Genomic DNA, 22,167 nt, shown 5'->3' with positions numbered 1-22,167 from the left:
TTAGGAAGGAGAATAGAGGCTTGCTCTGAGCTAATTTATAATTGCTTTCTTAGTTCACATCTTGTTTCTGATGAAACAACAGACCAATGTGTACCTTTAATTGCTCCCTCAAGAGACCACAATAATTCATCACTAACATGGCTAGAATGAGTTTGCTGAATTGCTTTATAAGCATTTACTGAGCCCGTATTACGCAGTTCTTCTACAGTATTAATCCCGGCCTTTTTTAGCATTCTTTCTGTCGCTAAACGAAGGTTTGGTAAATCTTTAATACGTGATGGTTCTGCGGTTTTTTGTTTTTCTTTGTCTTTTTTTGCTGCATCTAAAGCAATAACTGCTTTAAGTAGGATTGAGTCTGGTTCATGCCAACAATCTTCTGAAAGAGCAAAATATTTAGTGACAACAGGAAAACCACGTTTTTTGTAAACGTAAGGTTCAAACCCTTGTTCTTTAAATAAATTAATCGTTTCCTGGCTTGATCGTAAATGTAACTTATCTTGAACGACAAGGGCAAACATCGTGTCATCTATAAAGACGCCAAAGCCGCCAAACATTGAACGCGAAGAGATCTTCCCAAGAGAGGAAAGTAAACGAAGTGATTCTTTTAGTATTGGTTTATCCATTGCAATAATTCTCGGTTAGTAAGTCTATGTCACTAAACAACTGAGCCCGAGGAAATACTAGCAAGTTTAAAAGAAATCATTGTTATTTTAATGTAAAAATTAACAACGATTGACAGAATACTCGCCGTCGGCAACCCCGCTACCTTATATATAATACGTAGGCCGGAACCTTTGCGTCCTACACTTTCGCATAGTTTGCCATGTTCGTGACACTAATGATGATATAGCAATCAATAAGAAGTGTTATAACAAAAAAACTCCGTTATGTGATATGCATCACATAACGGAGTTGTTTTTTTGTTATCTCTGTTCAAGTTTTAAATGAAAAAGATAAATAAATAAGTTTTTGATATAAAAACAATTGTAATTATTACTTTAAACGATTAAGAACGCTGTTGCGAGAAACCACCTCTGGCTGCATTTCAAAAATACGACGCTCGTGGTGTTTATCTTTAATGCGTTCTAACAATATCTCTACAGCGGTTTTACCGACACGACGTTTAGGTTGATGGATCGTCGTTAGCGGTGGTGAAAAGTAAGCAGAAAGTTCGATATTATCGTAGCCAATAACTGAAATATCTTCAGGAACTCGTAAACCAGATTGTTTAATTCTACTAATAGCAGCAAGAGCCATAATGTCGTTAAAACAAAATAAAGCAGTTGGGCGCTCTTGCATGGTTAATAGCTTATCAATCGCTTTTGATGCAGAAGCGCATTCAAAGTCACCTTCTAATATCCATTCTGGTTTAAATGGCAAGTTAGCTTCTTCATGAGCGCGTTGAAAACCATGAACACGTTCTTTACATGTAGTTTTGTCAGCTTGACCTGTAATACAAGCAATTTGAGTATGGCCATTTTCGATCAAATGTTTTGTCGCTAAATAGCCGCCTTTTTCTGAGTTATCAATGATCTTATCGGTATGTGGGCTATCAGGGCCCCAGTCCATAATAACCATTGGTAACTCGGTATTTTTTTCAAGTAGTGTTAACAATTGTTCATTAAGATCTGAACACATAACCAATAAACCATCTACTCGTTTTTCAGAGAGCATACGAAGGTAATGTTTTTGTTTATCTAAATCGCCTTCGGTGTTACACATAAATAATGTGTAACCTTGTTTATAGCAGTAATTTTCAACCCCATGCATTACTTCAGCAAAAAATGGGTTAAATGATTGAGTTACTAGCATGCCAATAGTACGTGTCGTATTGCACTTTAAACTACGAGCAACAGCACTTGGTGCATAGTTAAGTTCTTCCACTGCTTCCCATACGCGCTTTTGGGTTGCTTCTGCGACAAAGCGTGTTTTGTTAATTACGTGCGATACCGTGGTGGTTGAAACCGAAGCAAGTTTTGCAACGTCTTTAATAGTAGCCATATAAAAGCCTTAAATGATAATTAAGGGCTATTTATCTTCCAACAAAAAGTGAGAATTGATCTGTAAAGAACTGATGGAAGATAAATAGGCCCTAAGTCTAGGAATTAATAAAAAGGTATAAATAAAAAAACCGCTAAAAATGCGGTTTCATTTAGTTTTCAAATTTTATCGTTTGCGTTCACATTTTATAGGTAAAGCATAGTGCAAACAATTATTGATTTCATAAATTTTGGTCGTAATCTGATTTGTATCACGGACTTGTTAATTTATTGCGTCAATTTTAATATTTGTATTACTCACCAGTAAGGAAAGTGACGTCTAGTTGTAAAAACGCAGCTAAAAAGTCGGTAACAGCAGCATAAAAACCAAATTCATCTCTTTCTTTACATATTTGATTAAATCTTGGAACCCATGAAAGTAATTGTTCATTGATAAACGTTAATTGAGCATTCATGTAAGTTTCAAAATCCTCTTCAGAAGATTGCTGATTTGTCATGACAATTAAGTTACCAAGAAAATCCAACTCAATAGCAATGTGGTCCGCGGGTTCGTTAAACTCAGATTTTTGTGCAATGTTATATTTCGAAAGTAAATCACGCATATCTTGAGCAGGTTTGCCATTCAGGATACCCGCTTTGTCTAAATACATTGATGCGTAAGGCAGAGCACTGTTTTTATCAGAACCTAAAAAGGCTTGACAGAAATCAGCAGATAACTCAAGTTGCACGTCTTCGCGGCTTTGTAATTGATTCAGTTTTTCAATTAAAGCATTCATCGATGTCGTTAACGTGGGAGTTTCAGCTAAGCTTGCTAAAAAAGTACGCACTTCAAAACTGTTGTACTGCTCAAGCTGCTCAGTTGTTAGTTCGTTAGCTAATAAGCTTGAAAGCCACCAATAAATTTCAGCGCGTTGTTCATTAAATGCTGTTAATTCGTTCATTTATCTTTTACTCCAAAAAATTTATTTAAGAATTGTACTGGATAAGTATGAAAAGTAATAGCGCCTATCATTAACAGAGTGTATAAATATATGAGCAAAGATTAATGTTCTAATTTTATTAAGAATTGTCTTGAATCAATTAAAATACAGAAATATCAATTGAGAATTGTAATTATTAAAAAATATGAATAGAATAAGATGAGAACCATCCTAATAACCATAAAAAAGAGAAGATTATGAGCTATCACATTTTAGTTGTTGAAGACGAAGTGGTAACTCGCTCTAAACTTGTAGGCTATTTTGAAGCCGAGGGATATCAAGTGAGCGAGGCTGAAACAGGGGCAGAAATGCGAACTATTTTGGCTGAACAAAAAGTTGATTTAATTATGCTTGATATAAACCTACCAGGAGAGGATGGTTTATTGTTGGCGCGTGAATTACGCAGCCAGTCGAATATTGGTATTATTCTTGTTACAGGACGAACAGATAGTATTGACCGCATTGTTGGTCTAGAAATGGGTGCGGATGACTATGTTACTAAGCCTGTTGAACTACGTGAATTATTAGTTCGAGTGAAAAACTTATTTTGGCGTATGTCGTTAGTTAATGAGCCTGTTGAAGTGGATGAATCGAGTATGGTTCGCTTTGGTGAATGGACTTTTGATATCCAACGTCGTGCTTTGTCAAATAATGGCGAGCCAGTCAAATTGACAAAAGCAGAATACGAATTATTAGTTGCTCTGTCTTCATATCCAAATACAGTTCTATCACGTGAACGTATTCTGAATATGATCAGTCATCGTGTAGATGCACCAAATGATAGAACGATTGATGTTCTGATCCGTAGAATGCGAGCAAAAATGGAAGTGGACCCAAAAAATCCGCAAATTTTTGTTACTGTACACGGTGAAGGTTATATGTTTGCAGGAGATTAATCTTCGTAAACTGCGATAGATAATACAGAAAGCCGCTCATTATTGAGTGGCTTTTTTTATTTATATATTTGTCAATATAAATATTGACTCAAATGTAAGAAAAGCTGATTTAAAATCGTATTTGTACTATTATGTTATGTGATGTTTATTCAAAAATACTTATGATGGATTAGTTATGAAACAATTTTTTAAAATGGCAATGATTGCCTCTGCGTTAGTCGGTGTTGTTGGTTGTCAGAGTACTGGTGGTGAATCAGCAGTGGTTGTAGCTGAGCAAAATGGCAAAGTACAATCAGTATCAACATTTGATGCACTTCAAAAGCAATATTCATTAGATAAAACGACTTTTGATTCTGTAGACGATTTTTCTATCTACTCAGAAGCGTCTTACGCAACAATGGTGGAAGAGTGGGCAGAGGCACAAGAAATATTTTTAGAAATTGAAAAAGAGCCGGGTTTAATTAATGAAGAATACTCAATGTTCTCTTCGGGTTCTTATGCTGCAAAATACATGTCTTTAGTTGCAGCAGCCAATAGTGAATTTACGAAACTTAAAAGTTATAAAGAAACGGCAGATGTCGTATTGTCTGATGCTATTGCACAGATGGCATATTTGGTTGAGATTGATGCTAAGAAGTATTACTCACAAGAGTTTTCAAGCCTAAACACTCAGTATAAAGCACTCTTCGTAACGGTAGTTGAAAACGATATTGCTGAAGCTCAAACTAAGCAAGCATCATTTCTAACCAATGCAAAGGTTACAGAGATTAAAACCACATTAAAAATTCATGTTGAACCACTAGAAAAAGAATTTTCTGACTTATCTCGTAAGGGATTTAAGGCCATTGCACCCATTAGCTATGGTCAAGCCAAAGCGGAATTAGATAAAGCTAAAAAAGCAGTACAAGCGAACAATCGTGATAAAGCACTAATTATTGATGTTGTTGCTAAAACACGTTTTCAACTTGATCATTTAAAAAACATGGCAGCAGAAGTGAAATTACTGAAAGCAGTCAAAAATGGACAGTTTGAGCAACCAGTATTAGAGTTTGAAAATAAATTATTATCTATTTCACAAGCAATTAATGGTGATGATTACCGTAACCAGCCATTAAGAATGCAGACTGAATCGGTTTTAGTTTCAGTACAGAATATGCATGAGATTAATAATACGGCTGATCTAGAAGAGAAAATCAAAGAGCTTCAGGTGCAAATAAAAACATTGGAAATGACCGTTGAAAAACAAACTGGCGATCGTGCTGGAGTACAAAAACAAGTGGTTGTACTGACACAGCAACTTGAGCGAAATGATAACTTAATTAATAATTTGAATGGTGTAATTGCTTCTTATAAAGAGAAAGAAGCCGCAGGAAAACTAAACAAAGAGGCAACAACAGCACAGCCAGCAACAGCAGAACAAACGGTAACGACAGAAAATAGTCAAACGGAAAAAAAAGAATCAACAGAAACGGCAGTAGCTGAAGAAGCTCCTGTAGCCGCTGAGCCTATCGCTGAAGCAAAAGTAGAAACTAAGTAATTGTAGATATAACTGACAGCTCGTCAGTGTCTATACATCGAAAGCACCCTATACATTGGTTTAGGGTGCTTTTTTATTGGATATTTATCCGTTTCTGCTACACTTCGGCTGTTCACTTTTTAGAGGTACATCATGACATCACCAGAACCTAAATTAACCCGTTTAAATAAATTCATTAGTGACACGGGTTATTGCTCACGAAGAGAAGCAGATAAGCTTATTGACCAACAACGTATTACAATTAACGGCAAAGTCCCTGAAATGGGAACCAAGGTAGCTGAGGGTGATGAAGTTCTGGTTGATGGAAAACCATTAAAAGAGAAACAAGATCGTATTTATATCGCATTTAATAAACCCGTAGGGATTACGTGTACGACCGAGCGTCATGTTGAAGGAAATATCGTTGATTACATTAATCATGAACAACGTATCTTTCCAATTGGTCGCTTAGATAAGCCTTCAGATGGTTTGATCTTTTTAACCAGTGATGGTGATATTGTAAATAAAATTCTTCGTGCAGGTAATGCGCATGAAAAAGAATATGTAGTACGTGTCGATAAACCGATCACGGATGAATTTTTAACTAAGATGGCGGCGGGTGTACCTATCTTAGATACGATTACCTTACCATGTAAGATTGAGCAAGAATCTCGTTTTGTTTTTCGCATTACTTTAACCCAAGGACTTAACCGTCAGATCCGCCGCATGTGTGAATACTTAGACTATGAAGTATTTAAGCTAAAGCGTGTGCGTATTATGAATATTGATCTTGGCAAATTAGCGTCTGGCGAATGGCGTTACTTGACTGAAGACGAAATGAACCAAATTAATAATATGATTGGTTCATCAAGCAAGACGGAAGAGGCTTCTCGTAAAGTTCAAGAGATCGATGGAAAAGTACGAGTAATTAAAAAAGCGAGTTCAGGACGTAATCATCATTCGAACAATACGTTTAATGAAAAGCGTCGTGAAAAAGCAAAAGAAGAACGATTTGGTAATTCTGCGCCTAAACGAAGAAATGATCGTAAAGAGCAAGGTAAGCCACAGTCAGAAATTAAAGTTTGGCGTCCGAAATAGATCGTTTTTTCAACACCTTAACTGTTTTTTGAGTTATTTGGCGATAAAGTCAACAAACAGAGTGTCAAATGCGATTTTTTATTTGACACTTTTTTTAAATCGGTTACATTAAGCCCCGTAAGAGAGATGGCGCCTTGGCAGAGTGGCTATGCAGCGGATTGCAAATCCGTGGACCTCGGTTCGACTCCGGGAGGCGCCTCCATTTCTTAGTGATTTATGCGACACTAGCTCAGCTGGTAGAGCGCAACCTTGCCAAGGTTGAGGTCACGAGTTCGAGCCTCGTGTGTCGCTCCAGATTTTGTAAAAGGCAGTCACGTAACATTGGCAGACTGTTTTAAAGATGGTGTATAACCGTTCTTTTTTGAACACATTGGTTAGGAGCATCGCAATAAAGAATTGCGTGCCCTGGTGGTGGAATTGGTAGACACAAGGGATTTAAAATCCCTCGGCGTTCGCGCTGTGCCGGTTCAAGTCCGGCCCGGGGCACCATCTATTTATCGTTCGAGTGTAAATTTGAATGATGAGAAGTGTAGTTCACTAACGAACTAATAAAGATAAGTGTGAAAGTATATATGGCGCCTTGGCAGAGTGGCTATGCAGCGGATTGCAAATCCGTGGACCTCGGTTCGACTCCGGGAGGCGCCTCCACTTACTTTAACAATAAGAATTAAACATTACTGCTATTGCGGTAATGAAAGATGGTGTCAACCTTCTCATTAGATGAGAACATGGTTAGAAGCATCGCAAGAAATTGCGTGCCCTGGTGGTGGAATTGGTAGACACAAGGGATTTAAAATCCCTCGGCGTTCGCGCTGTGCCGGTTCAAGTCCGGCCCGGGGCACCATCAATTAAAAAGGCTCATCAGAAATGATGAGCCTTTTTTCCTTTCTGCTAAGTCATATTTTCTACTGTAATCCCAATCTCAATAATTATCTGTTCATTATTACTGGTTAAATCACTCAATAGTAGCGTTAAACATTATCCTTAGGCGCTTTTCTTGCGTAATAAATAGATGATTTAATTTTTAATTACATTGGTATTATTATCAAAACAGTAGTGGGTCTATACGTCTAGTAGACGTCTAGATGTAAACATTTCCAAACCGCTAAACTTACTGTATAATGCGCGCCTTTCTAGTTGTTTATCTTATTAATGCTTCAAGGCTAACATTATGAACCTTTCTGCTAAAACCGTTGTTGTTATCGCTATTGGTGCCGCTCTATATGGCATCGGTGGCTTACCAATGTTTGGTATCCCTGTCTTTGCTAATACCACGCTAAAACCAGCTATGGCTGTACTTGCTTTATTCTCAGTACTGTACGGGCCGATAGTAGGTTTCCTTGTTGGGTTTATTGGTCACTGGGTAACGGATTTATTTGCAGGTTGGGGGGTTTGGCTTACTTGGGTTTTAGGCTCAGGTATTGTTGGTATGATTATTGGTTTGTTCCCAATACTGACAAAGAAACGCATAGAGTCAGGACTTTTTGATAAGAAAGATTTCTTCATCTTTATCATGTTAGCGTTTGCAGGTAATGTGATTGGCTACGGAACATCAGCATTTTTAGATACGGTCCTATACGCAGAACCATTTACTAAAGTATTTATGCAACTGTGCATCATTGCAGCAGGTAATACCGTACTAATTGCTATTGTTGGTTATTTTATTCTAACTAACCTTGCTAAGCGTAAGAAACAGAGCACAAACTTAACAGAGGCGTCATAGTTAATGAGTGTAACCTTTTCGAACTTCTCTTTTCGATATGCGTCACAGGATAAGCCGACGCTTAAAAATATCAATCTAAGGATAGAAAAAGGCGAAAAGATATTAATTATCGGGCCAAGTGGCAGTGGTAAATCAACATTAGGTCAGTGTTTAAATGGCCTAATCCCTCATACCATTAAAGGCGAGATCCAAGGTCAACTTTGCCTTAATGAACATGATGTTTCTGACTGGAAAATAGAACAATACACTGAGAATGTAGGAACCGTTCTTCAAGATACAGACAGCCAATTTGTCGGTTTAACGGTTGGAGAAGACATTGCTTTTGCTCTTGAAAATCAAATGGTTTCAAGAGCTGAGATGTACCCAATTGTTCGTGATACGGCAAAAATAGTGGATCTTGAGAACTTACTTAATAAATCACCTTATGATCTTAGTGGCGGTCAAAAACAGCGAGTGTCATTAGGCGGGATCTTAGTTGACGACGTCGATCTACTGCTATTTGATGAGCCATTAGCGAGCCTTGACCCTAAAACGGGCAAAGCAACTATTGAAATCATTGATGAGTTACATAAAAGCAGAGGCAAAACGGTTGTTATTATTGAACATCGCTTAGAAGATGTTCTGCATTGCCCTGTCGATCGTATTATTTTGATGGATCACGGTGAGATTGTTGCAGACATGACACCAGATCAGTTGATTCAATCGTCACTATTAATGGAGTATGGGATCAGAGAACCTCTGTATGTGTCGTTACTTAAACGATGCCAACTAGCGCTTTCATCTATTCCTCATATTAGCCATTTACCATCGATTCCTGCGGAATATTTGAGCTCTGCTGTGAATACTTGGTTTGATGATATTCAATGTAATGGTTCAGAGATGGCCAAGCAGGATACATTATTAAGTATTGAAAACTTAACCTATTCCTATGATGGTGAAATAAACGCATTAGAAGACGTCTCTTTTATTGTGAATAAAGGTGAGTTTGTTTCTATTCTAGGTAAGAATGGCTCGGGTAAATCAACGATTACTAAGTTAGTGATGGGAGTGTTACAACCAGATTGTGGTTCTATTAAATTAAATAATCAAGATCTAGCAGACTTGTCTATTTATGAGCGCTCTCAAAAGGTTGGGGTAGTATTACAAAACCCAAATCATATGATCTCACATCACCTAATATATGATGAAGTAGCATTTGGCTTAGTTAATAGCGGCTTCTCTGAAAAAGAAATTGAAGAGAAGGTACTTTACGCATTAGAGCTATGTGGCTTAAGTCGTTTTCGTCATTGGCCGATTGATGCGCTTAGTTATGGCCAAAAGAAGCGTGTTACGATCGCATCTATTTTGGTTCTTGAGCCAGAGTTATTGATTTTAGATGAGCCAACAGCAGGGCAAGATTATAAGAATTATACTTCAATGCTTGGCTTTATTAATCAGCTTAACCAACAGCTAGGTTTGACCGTAATTATTATCTCTCATGATATGCATTTGGTTCTTGAACACACGACACGCTCTATTGTCATTGCTGATAGCAAATGCATCGCAGATCAGGACGTAACCAAGGTATTTAGCCAACCAGAGCTATTAAACAAAGCAAACTTAACCGTAACAAGTTTGTATGAATTAGCTGAAAAATTGGAGATAGACAATATCACCGGTTTTATACAGCAATTTATTAATGAAGAGCATGAGAGTAAAAAGAATGTCCACTAATAAAGAGAGTTTTGGTATTAATTATGTGGATTTGGACACTTGGTTACATCATCTAAATGGGGTAACTAAATTTTTGCTGTTCATTACGTGGATTACCGTAGTACTGACTACATTTGATTTACGTATTATCATTCCATTAATCTTATTAGGTTTATATTTACTAAAAGCGACAAAAGTGCCTTTTTCTGCTTATAAACCATTATTGATTGGCACTGCAACAGTATTGAGCATGAATGCGGTATTTATGTTTTTGCTGGCGCCGAATCAAGGAAATGAATTATTAGGTTCAACAACGGTATTAATGCCTATATTTGGTAGTTATGCGATTACTCAAGAGACTCTGTTTTATCTAATTACGGTGACACTTAAGTATTTTAGTATGTTTCCAATCGCATTGGTTTTTGTATTTACGACTCACCCAACAGAGTTTGCAGCGAGTTTAAATCGATTAGGCCTGCCTTATAAAATTGCTTATGCCGTAAGTTTAACACTGAGATATTTACCTGAAGTAAAAAGTGACTTTATAAATATAATGCATGCTCAACAGGCTCGTGGTGTTGACTTATCTAAGAATGTTCCTGTTTTTACTCGAATTAGTAATATTGCGAAAATATTAGGCCCATTGATCTTTTCAAGCTTAGATAGAGCTGATGAAATATCAAACGCGATGGTATTACGTGGTTTTGGACGCGGGAAAAGCAGAACGTGGTTCAGTGATAAGGCGATAACTAAAACAGATAAAGCCGTCATGTTTGGCTTATTCATTATTGTTATTTTAGCTATCACAAAGCGCGTTATGGATAGTCAGTTATTTTGGTATCCATTTAATTAGGCGTGCGCTATCAAAGCGAATTGATTATAAATATTTTTGATTAAAAAGTAGGCATGGTGCCTACTTTTTATTTTTAGATTGTCCAAATTCTTCAATAACATCAGAGCTAATGTTTTCATGGCTAAAAATGAGCATCGAGGTTAACTTTTCAACCATAGCTTCAGGCTCTAATTCACTGAATATAACTTTGTTGATTAACTCTTTAATTAGTAACTCTTCGTGCTCTAAAAAGCCACGAGCATCGATCTCGACAGGTATATCACTTGGCATACGATCAAACTGCAGAAATGCCATATTATGATTTACGTTTGAGGTTAATAACTGCTCAGGAAACCATTCTTCGCCCGTGACGACTTCTAAGTCATTACCATAACTTGCTTGAATATCTTGTAAATTTTGTATCAATTCAGAAATTTTCACGATTTTTTCTCAAGAGGTGAATTACTATTTATTCATAACGACACTATACTTAAATTCTATAGTTGATTGAAATTATATTTCACTTCAATTGCTTAGAGCGTGTATCTTTTAGCCAATTAGATTGATCCCACTTAGAGTCTTTCTTTAGTATAAATACATTGTAAAGTAACCCCAATGGTATTGTTATCGGCAATGTTATTCTTCTGCAATAGTCTCTGAAGAACAAGTCATCACTAGCTCCTCTTTGGAAAAATATTGAGGTATTGCTGTAGTTGTTAGAAGCGCAAGTATTCCATACACCACAGATAGCGATGATGTTCTTTGATAATTCATCCAGTATGGACGCATAAAAGGTGGCAGTAATTACAATAATATTTATATTCAATTTGATAATTTTTATTAAATAAATCGTTTAATATTAATAGTTAATGTTGTTTTTTTTGTTTAATTTGAGTTGAGTGAGGCGTGACATATATTTGACAGCCGTCAATAAACCATATCAATTGAGTGTTTGGCTTTATATCGTTGTAATAATGCTTTGCGCTGCGAAATAAGTGGGTTATTATTTTTGGAATAAAGATCATATTTTGATGACTAGAGTAAAGGATTACGATGCGGGTATTTCAAAAAATAACAGTAGGGATGTTGATTATCTCTATTGGGGTTTTAATTTGGTATCACTTTAAAGGTGATACTAAAATGATCACTATTAATCCAGAACAATATCAATATTACGCCGCAGATGATAAAAAAGTGGGTGGTATAAGTGATGCTATTTTAGTTGAAAAAAATGGCAAACCATCCATGCGTTGTACGATGAAAAAAGGCAAATATGCATGGCCATATTGTGAAGTTGCGATTCACTTTTCTCATAGTATCTTTGATGGCATTGAGCTTTCCTCTTATTCAAAACTTATTTTAGATATTGATTACAAAAGTGCCGATCCAAATGGGCGTTTACGTGTTTATTTAAGAAATAGTAATCCTATTTACACGAAACGAAATGATGGGGCATCATTAAAGTTTAATGGCGTAGAGTATGAACCAGGCTTTAATGCGGGTCCTAAAGAAATAGCCTTATCGGACTTTCAAGTGATGACTTGGTGGATAGCTGATTATAAAGTTCCTGTAGAGCATGCCGCTCCAGAGTTTTCGAACATCTCAATTATTGAAATAGCAACGTCATCGACAGTAAAAAGTGGTGATTTTGAAATAACCATTAATAGTATTGAACTACGTGGCTCATGGATTAAAGAAAATTCGTTATTGAAAATTATTTTATATGCCTGGTTAATTATTATCATTGCCTATATTTTATATGAACAAAAAAGATTAAATAAAAACCTCAAAGTCAGTGCTTATCGTGAAAGTCGTTTACGTAAATTAAACGATAACTTAAAAGAGCAGAATGTTGAATTTGCGGAACTTGCTCACCGAGACTCATTAACAGGGGCTCGAAATCGAAATGCAGTACGTGATTGGTTAGAACAAATGTCTCAAAAAGTTCGTTGGGGTAAACAGACGTTTTCAGTGATCTATATAGATATTGATTATTTCAAAAAAATTAATGATAAACACGGTCATCAAACAGGTGATGATATCTTAAGAGAGTTTGTTCTGGTGGTAACTAGCGCGATTAAAAATACGGATTTTCTGGTTCGTTGGGGAGGAGAAGAGTTTGTCGTTTTCTGTCCAAAGCATAATGCGCAACAGGCAACAGAAAAAGCAGAGTCTATTCGTAAAACGGTTGAGCATCATCTATGGTGCCATAATGAATCCCTGACTTGCAGTTTGGGTGTTACTGAAATGAAAGATGAGCGCATAACTGAAGTCATTGCTCGTGCGGATGATGCGTTGTATAAAGCAAAGAATGCTGGTCGTAATAACGTAATAACCAGCGTAAGTGTGGATTCAGCAAGTACAGGCTCACACTATATGTGATGAAGCCTATATGAAGTAACTCTATTTAGACAGAGATACAATAAAGAGTGTAAGGCCTGGTTTTGATACGTTATCGAAACCAGGCTTTTTTGTACCAATGTAATTAATTAGATAATTACATTGGTATTATTCACTTGGAATCGAAATTTTATTTATCGGTTCTTTAGGGCCAAGAAATTTAGGTTGTACATTAAAGATATATAAATCAAGTATTGCTTTGGTTCTCGCCAGCACTTCTCGAAATCTTATTTTTGTATTTGCCCATCCGCTAGGGGAAGGAACGACTAAGCAAACAGTATCCATAGAGAAATGATTAGCAATGAAGAGTGCTCGCTGGCAATGAAATTTTTGAGTTACAATGGTGAGGCTATTCGCTTCAAAAATCTGTTTAGCTCGCTGTACAGAGTCTAGAGTTCTAAAGCCTGCGTAATCTAATGTAATATTCTCTTCTGGGATCCCAGCTCTTAATAGATCTCTTTTCATCGTCCAGGGTTCATTGTACGAGCGGTGAGCATTGTCACCACTTAATAAAAAATGCGTTATTTTATTTTTTTTATATAACTCTATCGCCGCATCAATACGATATTGATAGTATGGGTTTAACGTTCGTCGAATGTATTTACTCGTACCAAGAACTAAGGCTGTGTTTTGGGGTGGTATCGATTCGATGTCTTGATACAGTTGAGATCCTGTTGAGAGTGATATGGTGACATCTGCTAATAATACGACAGATACCATAACCCCGATAATTAGTACTGCTATTTTTAACCATTTTTTAATCTGGGGTAAATTCGGGAGTTTCATTGAACCTCAACTTGATAGATTAGGCGTTAGACTTGACGATTTTTTTGTGCCCACATACCAATAATAATAAAGGTAGAAAGAACAATAGCAAGCATAAAAGCAGGCTCAATAGAGCGTAGTGCAGATGTGAGAAATGGCGATACTTTTACAATCAATAAACCATAACCAAAGGCATTAACACCAATAAAAGCCACAGTGCGAATTAAAAAATGTTTACCAGATAAAAAAGCACGAAGTGCTCTGTTAATGTCACCACCAAGCATGACTAATGCGCAAGCGATCATAGCAACAGATATATCCGATAGGTATGGGGTTAAGTAGCTTCCCATTGAATTGAAGAAAGAAATAACGTGATTCATATAATGAGTCTTTAAATATCGTAAGTTTAATTAATGGCTATTAGAAACATATAGTTGAAAAAAAACCAGAGAAATCTTCTCTGGTTTTGATTTTTGTGGAAATTTTTAATTAAAACGCAGTTCGTTTGTAGCGACGATATACTGGTTTCCAGAAGTACTGGTCAATTTTTTGATGCAGTGCTTCGTCAGTAATCTCTAGTGCATAGCCTTGTTCAATCGCTTTTTTAGCAACGGCAAAGGCAATTTTCTTTGATACTGTGTGGATCTCTTCCAATGGCGGAAGAAGCGCACCTGAGCCATTAATTGCAAGAGGGGAACACTCTGCTAATGCACGGCTTGATTCTTGTAGCATTTCATCAGAAACACGAGTCGCTTTAATTGCCAGTACACCTAGACCAATACCAGGGAAGATAAAGCTGTTGTTACATTGTGCAATTGGGTAAGTTTGACCATTATGAGTGACCGGATCAAATGGACTACCTGTTGCTACTAATGCTTGCCCATCAGTCCAACGAATAATGTCATTTGGTGTTGCTTCAACACGACTTGTTGGGTTTGATAACGGGAACACAATCGGGCGTTCACAGTGTTTATGCATCTCTTGGATAACTTCTTTGCTGAATAAGCCAGGAGCACCTGATACACCAATTAACACGGTTGGTTTTGCATTACGCATAACATCTACAAGTGAGTAGTTAGGTTCTTCAGAAACCCAGTCTTTTGTATTTTCAGCTTTTTGTACTAAACGCTGTTGGAAATCCAATAGGTTTGGCATGCCTTCTTGTAATAAGCCCCAACGGTCAACCATGTACACTTGCGAGCGTGCCTGAGCATCAGAAATACCTTCAGATACCATTTGAGCAATAATCGCTTCAGCAATACCACACCCCGCAGAGCCTGCACCTAAGAAGGTAACACGTTGCTGTGCTAATGAACTGCCCGCGGCTTTACATGCTGCAAGTAGAGAGCCCACTGTAACGGCTGCAGTACCTTGGATATCATCATTAAAGCAACAGATACGATTTTTGTAGCGCTCAAGTAAAGGCATTGCATTTTTTTGTGCAAAATCTTCAAATTGAACAAGTGCTTGAGGCCAACGACGTTGAACCGCTTGAATAAAGTCTTCAACAAACTCAGCGTATTCATCACCAGTGATACGAGGATGACGCCAGCCCATGTACATAGGATCAGCAAGACGCTGAGGGTTGTTAGTACCGACATCAAGAACGATAGGTAAGGTATGCGCAGGACTAATACCACCACAAGCGGTATACAGTGCTAATTTACCAATTGGAATACCCATACCGCCGATACCTTGGTCACCAAGACCAAGAATACGCTCACCATCAGTAACAACAATTACTTTTACGTTTTGGTTTGCGGCATTGTTTAATAGGTCATCAATGCGGTTTTTGTTCTCATAAGAGATAAATAGACCACGGCCACGACGATAGATATTTGAGAAGTTTTCACACGCAGCGCCAACGGTTGGCGTGTAAATAATTGGCATCATTTCACTGATATGGTTTTGAACTAAGCGATAAAACAAGGTTTCATTCGTGTCTTGAATATTACGTAGGTAGATATGTTTATCCATATCATTTTCAAAACTTTGATATTGCTTATAAGCACGACCAGTTTGCTCTTCGATGCTTTCGATAGCTTCAGGAAGCAAGCCTTCTAAGTTAAAATATTTACGCTCAGTAGTGCTGAATGCGCTGCCTTTATTGAGCAGAGGGGTACTTAGAAGTGCTGGGCCAGCATAAGGGATATATAGGGGACGTTTATTGTTATTCATTGTTATGCTTCTTCAAATCAAGAATGAACCACAGATCCTATGCCTACTTTGCTAAAATATCAAAGTGTGATTGAAAATAAAGTGCGAATAGAGTCATGTTTTTATCAATCAAATCCGCTAGAGTAGTCAAATATTCTATTATTTTACGGTTTGTATGTTTTTGTTGCCAATTAATGCCATTCGTTCTGAGTTTTCATCTGCTATTTTAACTAAAAATGTAGTCGTTCAATCTGAAACGGGTTCAGGAAAGTCGACTCACTTACCATTATGGGCTGCTGAGCATGGACGTGTATTAGTCATTGAACCCAGACGAATTGCGTGTACCGCATTAGCTGAATACTTGGCACAGCAAAGTACTAAGGTTTTAGGGGATGATATTGGGTATGCGATAAAGCTCGATAGTCGATTTTGTGAAGAGAGTAAGATTGTATTTGTGACCCCTGGAATCGCATTAAAGTGGTTCATGGAAGACAAATTAGTTTCATTTTCTCATATTATGATTGATGAGTTTCATGAGCGTCGATGGGATACGGATCTATTATTATCTTTATTGCATGATCATCAACAGCATCGTCTTATCTTAACCTCTGCTACCATAGATACTAAGCCATTAGCGAGCTATGCAAACGCCACGGTTTTAACCGCCAAAGGCCGACAGTTTACCGTTCAAATATCACATATTTCTGAGCACTCGCAACAAATGCCATCGGCAAGGGACATCGAACAGCGAATTATCTCAACATTAAACACCGTTATTCAGCGAAAAGAAACCGGCGATATATTGGTGTTCTTACCTGGTAAGAAAGAAATCATGCAATGTACTCAAATTGCGACAACAAAATTCCCTGATAGTAAAGTGATCCCGCTGTTTGCAGGCGTTTCTGATACGCATAGGCATCAAGCTCTAACTCAATCTTCCCAACAGCGAATTATCTTTGCAACTAATGTGGCAGAAACCTCGCTTACGATCCCCAATGTCAGCGTGATTATTGATTCAGGATTAGAGCGAAGAACACATCAACGAAATGGACGAACTACGTTATCTCTGCAAGCTATTTCGAAAGCAAGTGCCGATCAACGCTCAGGAAGAGCAGGGCGAACTCAAGTCGGGCAAGCGATTAGATTGTATGGTGAACATGCCGCTCTAGAAAAAATGACACAACCAGAACTTCAAAGAGAAGAGTTAGTCGAAGCTGTATTGGCTGCTGCAAGTTGTAAGAAAGCTTTGCGAGAGATGACATTCTTAGAGCCATTACCAGAGAAATCATTAGCATTAGCCGAAGAAAAACTACAACAAATGGGAGCGATAAACAGTGATCTTATGATCACTGATTATGGGTTGCAATTGTTTCCCTTACCCATTGATACCCTCTTTTCGCATATGCTTTCGGTAGTGAAAGGCCGATCTGAAAAAGAAACCGTTGCCGATTTAGTGGCGGGGCTTTCTGTTTCAAATAAATTGTTCTCAATCGCTAATTCAGAAATGGCACTAGATGAGTTTTTGCGTTGGAACCCTAAATCCTGTGATCTGGTGACGTTAGCCTCTATTGTTCGAGGTCATGATTGCGATGGATTAATGATTGATGATGAATTGCGAAAAGAAGCTCAGGCACTAGCAAAACAAATCCGTAATGAATTAGGGCTACCAGAATTAGCAGTCAGTAGTCGATTGAAAAGAGAAGAAGTGCTACAGCAATTGGCAGAAAAGCTGCCTGAGTTGGTTTTTGTTCGTAGAGAGAAACGAAGAGAAGCTTTTGGAAATGGTTATTTGGAAGTGGTTCTTGGTCGACACAATCATTTTTTACCTGCTGATGAAGCCGCTATTATATTTAATCAGTTTTCTTTACCGGGAAGAGGTAATAAACAGACACTGACAATTGCAACAGCACTGGCACCGATAGATATTTCTTGGATTATTGAAAGTGAATTAGCGGAATGTCGAGTTGGTGAGTGTATCAATGATAATCAAGGCATTAAAATAGCTCGTGATTATTACTATGCCAATCGATTATTGAAAACAGTTTATGTTGAACCGACAGAAGATAATGCGATTGCGGCGATCGTATCACAAGTGATAGAAGGGCATATTCTGCCCTTATTTAAAGATAAAAGAGAGGCAGAAATTGCCGCTTGGCAGCTTTATTGTCAATTAAACGGCAATAAGCAGAGTTCAGCAATGACTTTTGAATATTGGTTTACTAAGCAGTTAGAAGAGCTTGGCGTTACAGCTCTAGAGGACATGGCAATGTTTGATGAAGATGACTTTATTTTTGATGGCGTTCCTGAGTGGGAGTTGATTGATTTTATGAAAAAATACCCTCAAACCGTGGTATTGCCTGATATTACTGTCTCTGTCGAATATTTCGTATCAAGTAAGCGAGTTGTATTAACGTATATCAAAGGAGATAGAAGAGGGGATCTTAAGCGCTGGGAGCTTCCCTCCTGGTTAGGTTGGCGAATTCAGTATAAAAAAGCAAGCCGCAGTATTGATGTTAAATAATTCAAATAGATATAGTTAAATATCGGTATGTATTTTGCTTATCAATAAAAAAAGGCAAGTTACTGACAAAAGGTCAATTATGAAAAAATGGATGCTACTGATTGCATTGGCTATTCCTCTTGTAACCTCAGCAAAAGAATTAAATCATATTCATAGTTATGAAGACAGCTATGTATTAGGTACCTATACCAATGAGTTGAATAAAGACACCTATGTTGCCGGTGGTTTTGAAGATGCTGATGGCTTACAACAAGTTGAAGTTAAATTTCAATTTTCATTAGCCGTTCCAATTATGCCGATTAATCAAAGCACGTCAGTGATGTTTGCTTATACTCAGAAATCATTATGGCAGTTGGGAAACAGTGATATATCATCCCCTTTTAGAGAAACCAACTATAAGCCTCAGTTTTTTGTAATGCATCAATCAAATATGTTGCTATTTAATAATGCTGAGATTGGTTATATCCATGAATCAAATGGTCAGACGGCGAGTTTATCTCGAAGTTGGGATAGAATGTATGGTGCCTTAGAGCGCATTGACGGTCCTGTTCAGTATGGTGTTAGAGCGTGGTATGTCTTTTCTGATGAAACACCAAATGAAGACATGACTGACTATTTAGGTGATTATGACGTATGGGTTAAGCTAGGAAATGATATAGGCCAATTTAATACACGTTTCCATTATAATTTTGGAACAAACAAAGGTGGAGCAGAAGCGGGCTATACCTTGTATTTGAATAAATTTGTTGGTTTATATGTACAAGCCTGGAAAGGATACGGTGAAACCTTAATTGATTATGATCATGACCAAACTCGAATCGGTTTAGGAATGAAGTTAATTCCACCAAATTAATTCAAGTTGCCATTTATAATTATTAAGCCTCAATATTTATTGGGGCTTTTTTATACAAATCATAAATGCAATGCTACTCGTTAAGTATAGGCTGAAAAATGAGGCAACTTACTATGATAGCGATCATTGCTATCATTTATAATATGGATTACGATCGCGCCAGTTTTTTTCTAGGGAATACAATATGATTATAATGATGTTGTTGAGTTTTGTAATTATCGCCGCGGTTTTGTGGTGGTTTTACAGTCGAGATAAAGCGACTTCTTTAAATCCAGCATGGATGATATTTTTTGTTGTTATCTGCATGATTGTTATTTTTTCTTCAGGCCTACGACCAGAAAAATTTGCTGTAAATAATAAAGCCATTACAGAGCCATTAGGCCCGTTGTCGTATAGCGATAAAATGCGGTATTTAGAAGACCAGTTAAAAGAATCACCTAATGATGCGGATCTTTGGTTTGAGATTGGCCAGGGCTATTTACTCAATGGCGAGTTTTCTAATGCAGGTATTTGTTTTGATTACGCACTGCGTCTTACTGATGAGCCAACAGCAAATCAATATGCGGCTAAGGCAACGACGTTATATTATGCTCATTCTCAAATCATTGATGAAGAGATACAAACGTTGTTAGATAAAGCGTTAGATCAAGATGAATATAACCAAGCGGCATTAACTTTAATTGCGTCTGACCATTTTGTGACTTTCCGTTATCAAAAAGCGATCAACACTTGGCAGAAAATTTTAGATTCAGAACGAGTGGATGTAGATAGGATAACGATCATTAATTCAATTAACCAAGCGAAACAATTGATGTAAGCTGGTCGCTAGTTAAAGAGTTAAAGAGTTAAAGAGTTAAAGAGACAAAAAAGCCGACACTTAGCTTATATGTGTCGGCTTTTCTATTATTTGATAAGTGTATTAAAGCTCAGCATATATAACACCAAGCTTTATAACTTATTATTTAATCGGAGCGTAATCTCGTGCTTCACGTTCTTTTGCTTGTTCTTCCCACTCAGGGACAACGGTTTCTAAGAAGTGTTTCTTCTCAGTTTCCATGCCTTTCATATCCATTCCCAATGCTTTTTGTGCCGCCGCTTTGGTTGAGATATCAGGGATAGCAACAGGCTCTGTAATGCCTTTTTTCGCCAGTAAGCGAATGAGTTTAGTTCGAGCATCAGCTGCTTTATCAACCGCTGTTCCTAATACTTCTAGGGCAACTTCAGGAGCATGCATATGTACACCGTGTGAAGCAATCGCATAATCCCAACGCCATTGTGCATGACGAATATCTTGTAGGATTGGCTCCATCTCTTTTTCAGTTGCACCAGCATCCCATGCAGCACCAGCCTCAAAATGAACTGCAACGATTTGACGCTCAGCAGTGAGTTTCATCTTAAGTACTTGAGCTTTACGAGTAGCAACGACATCTTGTAGCATCTCTTTAGATTGCGTATGACAATTTGCACAAGTATCTTCAAAACGATCAAATGGATTACCTACTTTATGGTCGGTGTAGACAGTGCCATCTTCTTTTTTCACTTTTGGCATATGACAATCAACACAAGTTACGTTGTTCTTTCCATGGATACCATCACGCCAAGTTTCATAACCTGGATGTTGTGCTTTTAGCATAGGAGCTTTAGATATTTTATGAGTCCAATCGCTAAATCCGATCTCATCGAAGTATTCTTCCATTTCCTCAGCTGTGGTACCTTTATCCCAAGGGAATTTAACCGCTTTATTTTTTCCGCTGAAGTAGTACTCTACGTGACATTGACCACAAACAGCAGCTTGTTGGTCTAACCGAGATTGTTCACCAAAAGGTTTACCAATCGCATCCATAGCACGCTCTACATGAGGCTTGGTTAATGCTAGCGCAGGGCCACCATTTTTAAACTCCTCACTACGAGTATCGTGACAATCGGCACAGCCAATCGGGTTCTTGATCTCGCTGCCTAGACGAGCCCATTTGCCAGAGAAATAGCCATCTTCGCCTTGTTCTTCAATCACTCGACCAACATCAGGGCTTTTACAGCTCCAACACGCCATTGGCATAGGGCCTGATTTTTCATCGGCAGGGCCTGCGGTACGAAGGGTTTCTCTTACATCGTCAATTGCATAAAAGTGACCGCGAGCTTTGTTGTAGTCTTTAGCAAAACCATAACCTGCCCATAAGATCACCATGTTTGGGTCTTCGGCTAATGCATCTTCGATTTGCGCACTATCAGAGGTAGAGCGCCATGTATCGTATTGATCGGCGTACTCGGCAGCATAGGCTTCATTACGAGGGTCAACTCGCTCATTGTTTTCAGATGCAGCAAAGCTGTGGCTACTTAGTAATAACGTAGTCACCATGGCAATTGCAGCGGCTGAATGACGGGTCCATTGCTTTTTCACTATTGTATCTCCAATATTCTTTTAATTAATTAGCCAAGCGTTGTGAAAGCGACTATCAATTAGAATTGGAAACTTTGCTCAGTGTAACGTAAATGCGAGATACGTATTTTTCCATCGAAGATAGGGTTGATTTACATCAAATTACATAAGTGATCTTCATCACCAATAAAACCATCTAACCCTAAAGCATTACCTTTGAGGGGTGTATTGTTAAGAATGATTCTTATTTTTGTTGTAATACAAGGAGATAATCATTTATTGATAATTATCACAAAAGTGGTAGAAGGTGCATCTTAATTAGATACAAATTGTATTATCTAGATACATTTAGATATA

18 protein-coding genes, 5 tRNA genes and 1 riboswitch are annotated in these 22,167 nt (G+C 37.6%); of the genes, 15 read left to right on the top strand and 8 right to left on the bottom strand.

The genetic code is table 11. The features are described from left to right. Positions 1 to 35: 35 nt before the first annotated feature. From PVK62_RS10915 to torD, 3 genes are all read right to left on the bottom strand, one after another. Positions 36 to 623 (bottom strand): TfoX/Sxy family DNA transformation protein, encoded by a 588-nt coding sequence (locus PVK62_RS10915; protein ID WP_274445444.1) that lies wholly within the window; start codon positions 621 to 623, stop codon positions 36 to 38. Positions 624 to 749: 126 nt separating this feature from the next. Beyond that, a riboswitch (cyclic di-GMP riboswitch) is annotated at positions 750 to 833 on the bottom strand. 160 nt (positions 834 to 993) lie between these two features. Then, on the bottom strand, positions 994 to 2,001 hold the full coding sequence (gene purR, locus PVK62_RS10910) for an HTH-type transcriptional repressor PurR (protein ID WP_274445445.1): 1,008 nt from the start codon (positions 1,999 to 2,001) through the stop codon (positions 994 to 996). Between the two features lie 292 nt (positions 2,002 to 2,293). Next, complete coding sequence (gene torD / locus PVK62_RS10905; protein WP_274445446.1) at positions 2,294 to 2,941, bottom strand: molecular chaperone TorD; 648 nt, start codon at positions 2,939 to 2,941, stop codon at positions 2,294 to 2,296. A gap of 236 nt (positions 2,942 to 3,177) precedes the next feature. Here torD and torR point away from each other — a divergent pair, with 236 nt between their 5' ends. From torR to PVK62_RS10850, 11 genes are all read left to right on the top strand, one after another. Further along, complete coding sequence (gene torR, locus PVK62_RS10900; protein WP_274445447.1) at positions 3,178 to 3,876, top strand: two-component system response regulator TorR; 699 nt, start codon at positions 3,178 to 3,180, stop codon at positions 3,874 to 3,876. A 175-nt stretch (positions 3,877 to 4,051) separates the two neighbouring features. Then, positions 4,052 to 5,413 carry a hypothetical protein gene (locus tag PVK62_RS10895; protein WP_274445448.1) on the top strand — a complete coding sequence of 454 codons (1,362 nt, stop codon included), beginning with the start codon at positions 4,052 to 4,054 and terminating at the stop codon, positions 5,411 to 5,413. A gap of 132 nt (positions 5,414 to 5,545) precedes the next feature. After that, a complete protein-coding gene (gene rluF / locus PVK62_RS10890) occupies positions 5,546 to 6,490 on the top strand; it encodes a 23S rRNA pseudouridine(2604) synthase RluF (protein ID WP_274444904.1) in 945 nt (314 codons plus the stop codon). Positions 6,491 to 6,618: 128 nt separating this feature from the next. Continuing rightward, positions 6,619 to 6,692 (top strand) — tRNA-Cys (locus tag PVK62_RS10885). Positions 6,693 to 6,708: 16 nt separating this feature from the next. Then, a tRNA-Gly gene (locus PVK62_RS10880) sits at positions 6,709 to 6,784 on the top strand. Positions 6,785 to 6,892: 108 nt separating this feature from the next. After that, a tRNA-Leu gene (locus PVK62_RS10875) sits at positions 6,893 to 6,979 on the top strand. Between the two features lie 85 nt (positions 6,980 to 7,064). After that, a tRNA-Cys gene (locus tag PVK62_RS10870) sits at positions 7,065 to 7,138 on the top strand. Between the two features lie 109 nt (positions 7,139 to 7,247). Further along, positions 7,248 to 7,334: transfer RNA gene (locus tag PVK62_RS10865), tRNA-Leu, on the top strand. Between the two features lie 327 nt (positions 7,335 to 7,661). Next, a complete protein-coding gene (locus PVK62_RS10860) occupies positions 7,662 to 8,213 on the top strand; it encodes an ECF-type riboflavin transporter substrate-binding protein (RefSeq protein ID WP_274444903.1) in 552 nt (183 codons plus the stop codon). A gap of 3 nt (positions 8,214 to 8,216) precedes the next feature. Then, positions 8,217 to 9,926, top strand: coding sequence for an ABC transporter ATP-binding protein (locus PVK62_RS10855; RefSeq protein ID WP_274444902.1), 1,710 nt, complete (start codon positions 8,217 to 8,219; stop codon positions 9,924 to 9,926). After that, positions 9,916 to 10,758: an energy-coupling factor transporter transmembrane component T family protein gene (locus PVK62_RS10850; RefSeq protein WP_274444899.1), complete on the top strand. Its 843-nt coding sequence runs from the start codon at positions 9,916 to 9,918 to the stop codon at positions 10,756 to 10,758. The genes PVK62_RS10855 and PVK62_RS10850 overlap by 11 nt, the downstream gene beginning before the upstream one ends. 60 nt (positions 10,759 to 10,818) lie before the next feature. Here PVK62_RS10850 and PVK62_RS10845 read toward each other — a convergent pair whose 3' ends face one another. Continuing rightward, the gene (locus PVK62_RS10845) at positions 10,819 to 11,178 is read right to left on the bottom strand and encodes a hypothetical protein (RefSeq protein WP_274444897.1); all 360 of its coding nucleotides are present in this window, start codon (positions 11,176 to 11,178) and stop codon (positions 10,819 to 10,821) included. Between the two features lie 612 nt (positions 11,179 to 11,790). Here PVK62_RS10845 and PVK62_RS10840 point away from each other — a divergent pair. Continuing rightward, entirely contained in the window at positions 11,791 to 13,119 is a 1,329-nt protein-coding gene (locus PVK62_RS10840) for a GGDEF domain-containing protein (RefSeq protein WP_274444895.1), read from the top strand. Positions 13,120 to 13,245: 126 nt separating this feature from the next. Here PVK62_RS10840 and PVK62_RS10835 read toward each other — a convergent pair whose 3' ends face one another. The 3 genes from PVK62_RS10835 to PVK62_RS10825 form a co-directional block, all read right to left on the bottom strand. Continuing rightward, the gene (locus PVK62_RS10835; RefSeq protein ID WP_274444894.1) at positions 13,246 to 13,923 is read right to left on the bottom strand and encodes a SanA/YdcF family protein; all 678 of its coding nucleotides are present in this window, start codon (positions 13,921 to 13,923) and stop codon (positions 13,246 to 13,248) included. Positions 13,924 to 13,949: 26 nt separating this feature from the next. Continuing rightward, on the bottom strand, positions 13,950 to 14,282 hold the full coding sequence (locus PVK62_RS10830) for a DUF3392 domain-containing protein (RefSeq protein WP_274444893.1): 333 nt from the start codon (positions 14,280 to 14,282) through the stop codon (positions 13,950 to 13,952). A 109-nt stretch (positions 14,283 to 14,391) separates the two neighbouring features. Next, positions 14,392 to 16,080 (bottom strand): NAD-dependent malic enzyme, encoded by a 1,689-nt coding sequence (locus tag PVK62_RS10825; protein WP_274444892.1) that lies wholly within the window; start codon positions 16,078 to 16,080, stop codon positions 14,392 to 14,394. Between the two features lie 154 nt (positions 16,081 to 16,234). On the opposite strand from PVK62_RS10825, the gene PVK62_RS10820 reads away from it, so the two are divergent. The 3 genes from PVK62_RS10820 (at position 16,235) to PVK62_RS10810 (ending at position 20,250) form a co-directional block, all read left to right on the top strand. Continuing rightward, a complete protein-coding gene (locus PVK62_RS10820) occupies positions 16,235 to 18,580 on the top strand; it encodes a helicase-related protein (RefSeq protein ID WP_274444891.1) in 2,346 nt (781 codons plus the stop codon). 79 nt (positions 18,581 to 18,659) lie between these two features. Next, positions 18,660 to 19,433 (top strand): phospholipase A, encoded by a 774-nt coding sequence (locus tag PVK62_RS10815; protein WP_274444890.1) that lies wholly within the window; start codon positions 18,660 to 18,662, stop codon positions 19,431 to 19,433. Positions 19,434 to 19,617: 184 nt separating this feature from the next. Beyond that, a complete protein-coding gene (locus PVK62_RS10810) occupies positions 19,618 to 20,250 on the top strand; it encodes a TPR domain-containing protein (RefSeq protein WP_274444889.1) in 633 nt (210 codons plus the stop codon). 141 nt (positions 20,251 to 20,391) lie between these two features. On the opposite strand, the gene nrfA is transcribed toward PVK62_RS10810, so the two are convergent. Further along, a complete protein-coding gene (gene nrfA, locus PVK62_RS10805) occupies positions 20,392 to 21,831 on the bottom strand; it encodes an ammonia-forming nitrite reductase cytochrome c552 subunit (protein ID WP_274444888.1) in 1,440 nt (479 codons plus the stop codon). Positions 21,832 to 22,167: the final 336 nt, after the last annotated feature.

The organism is Aliivibrio sp. S3MY1, assembly GCF_028765575.1.
GTDB lineage: Bacteria > Pseudomonadota > Gammaproteobacteria > Enterobacterales > Vibrionaceae > Aliivibrio.
The sequence above is the reverse complement of the archived record's forward strand: the minus strand, read 5'-3'. Positions and strand labels throughout refer to the sequence as shown.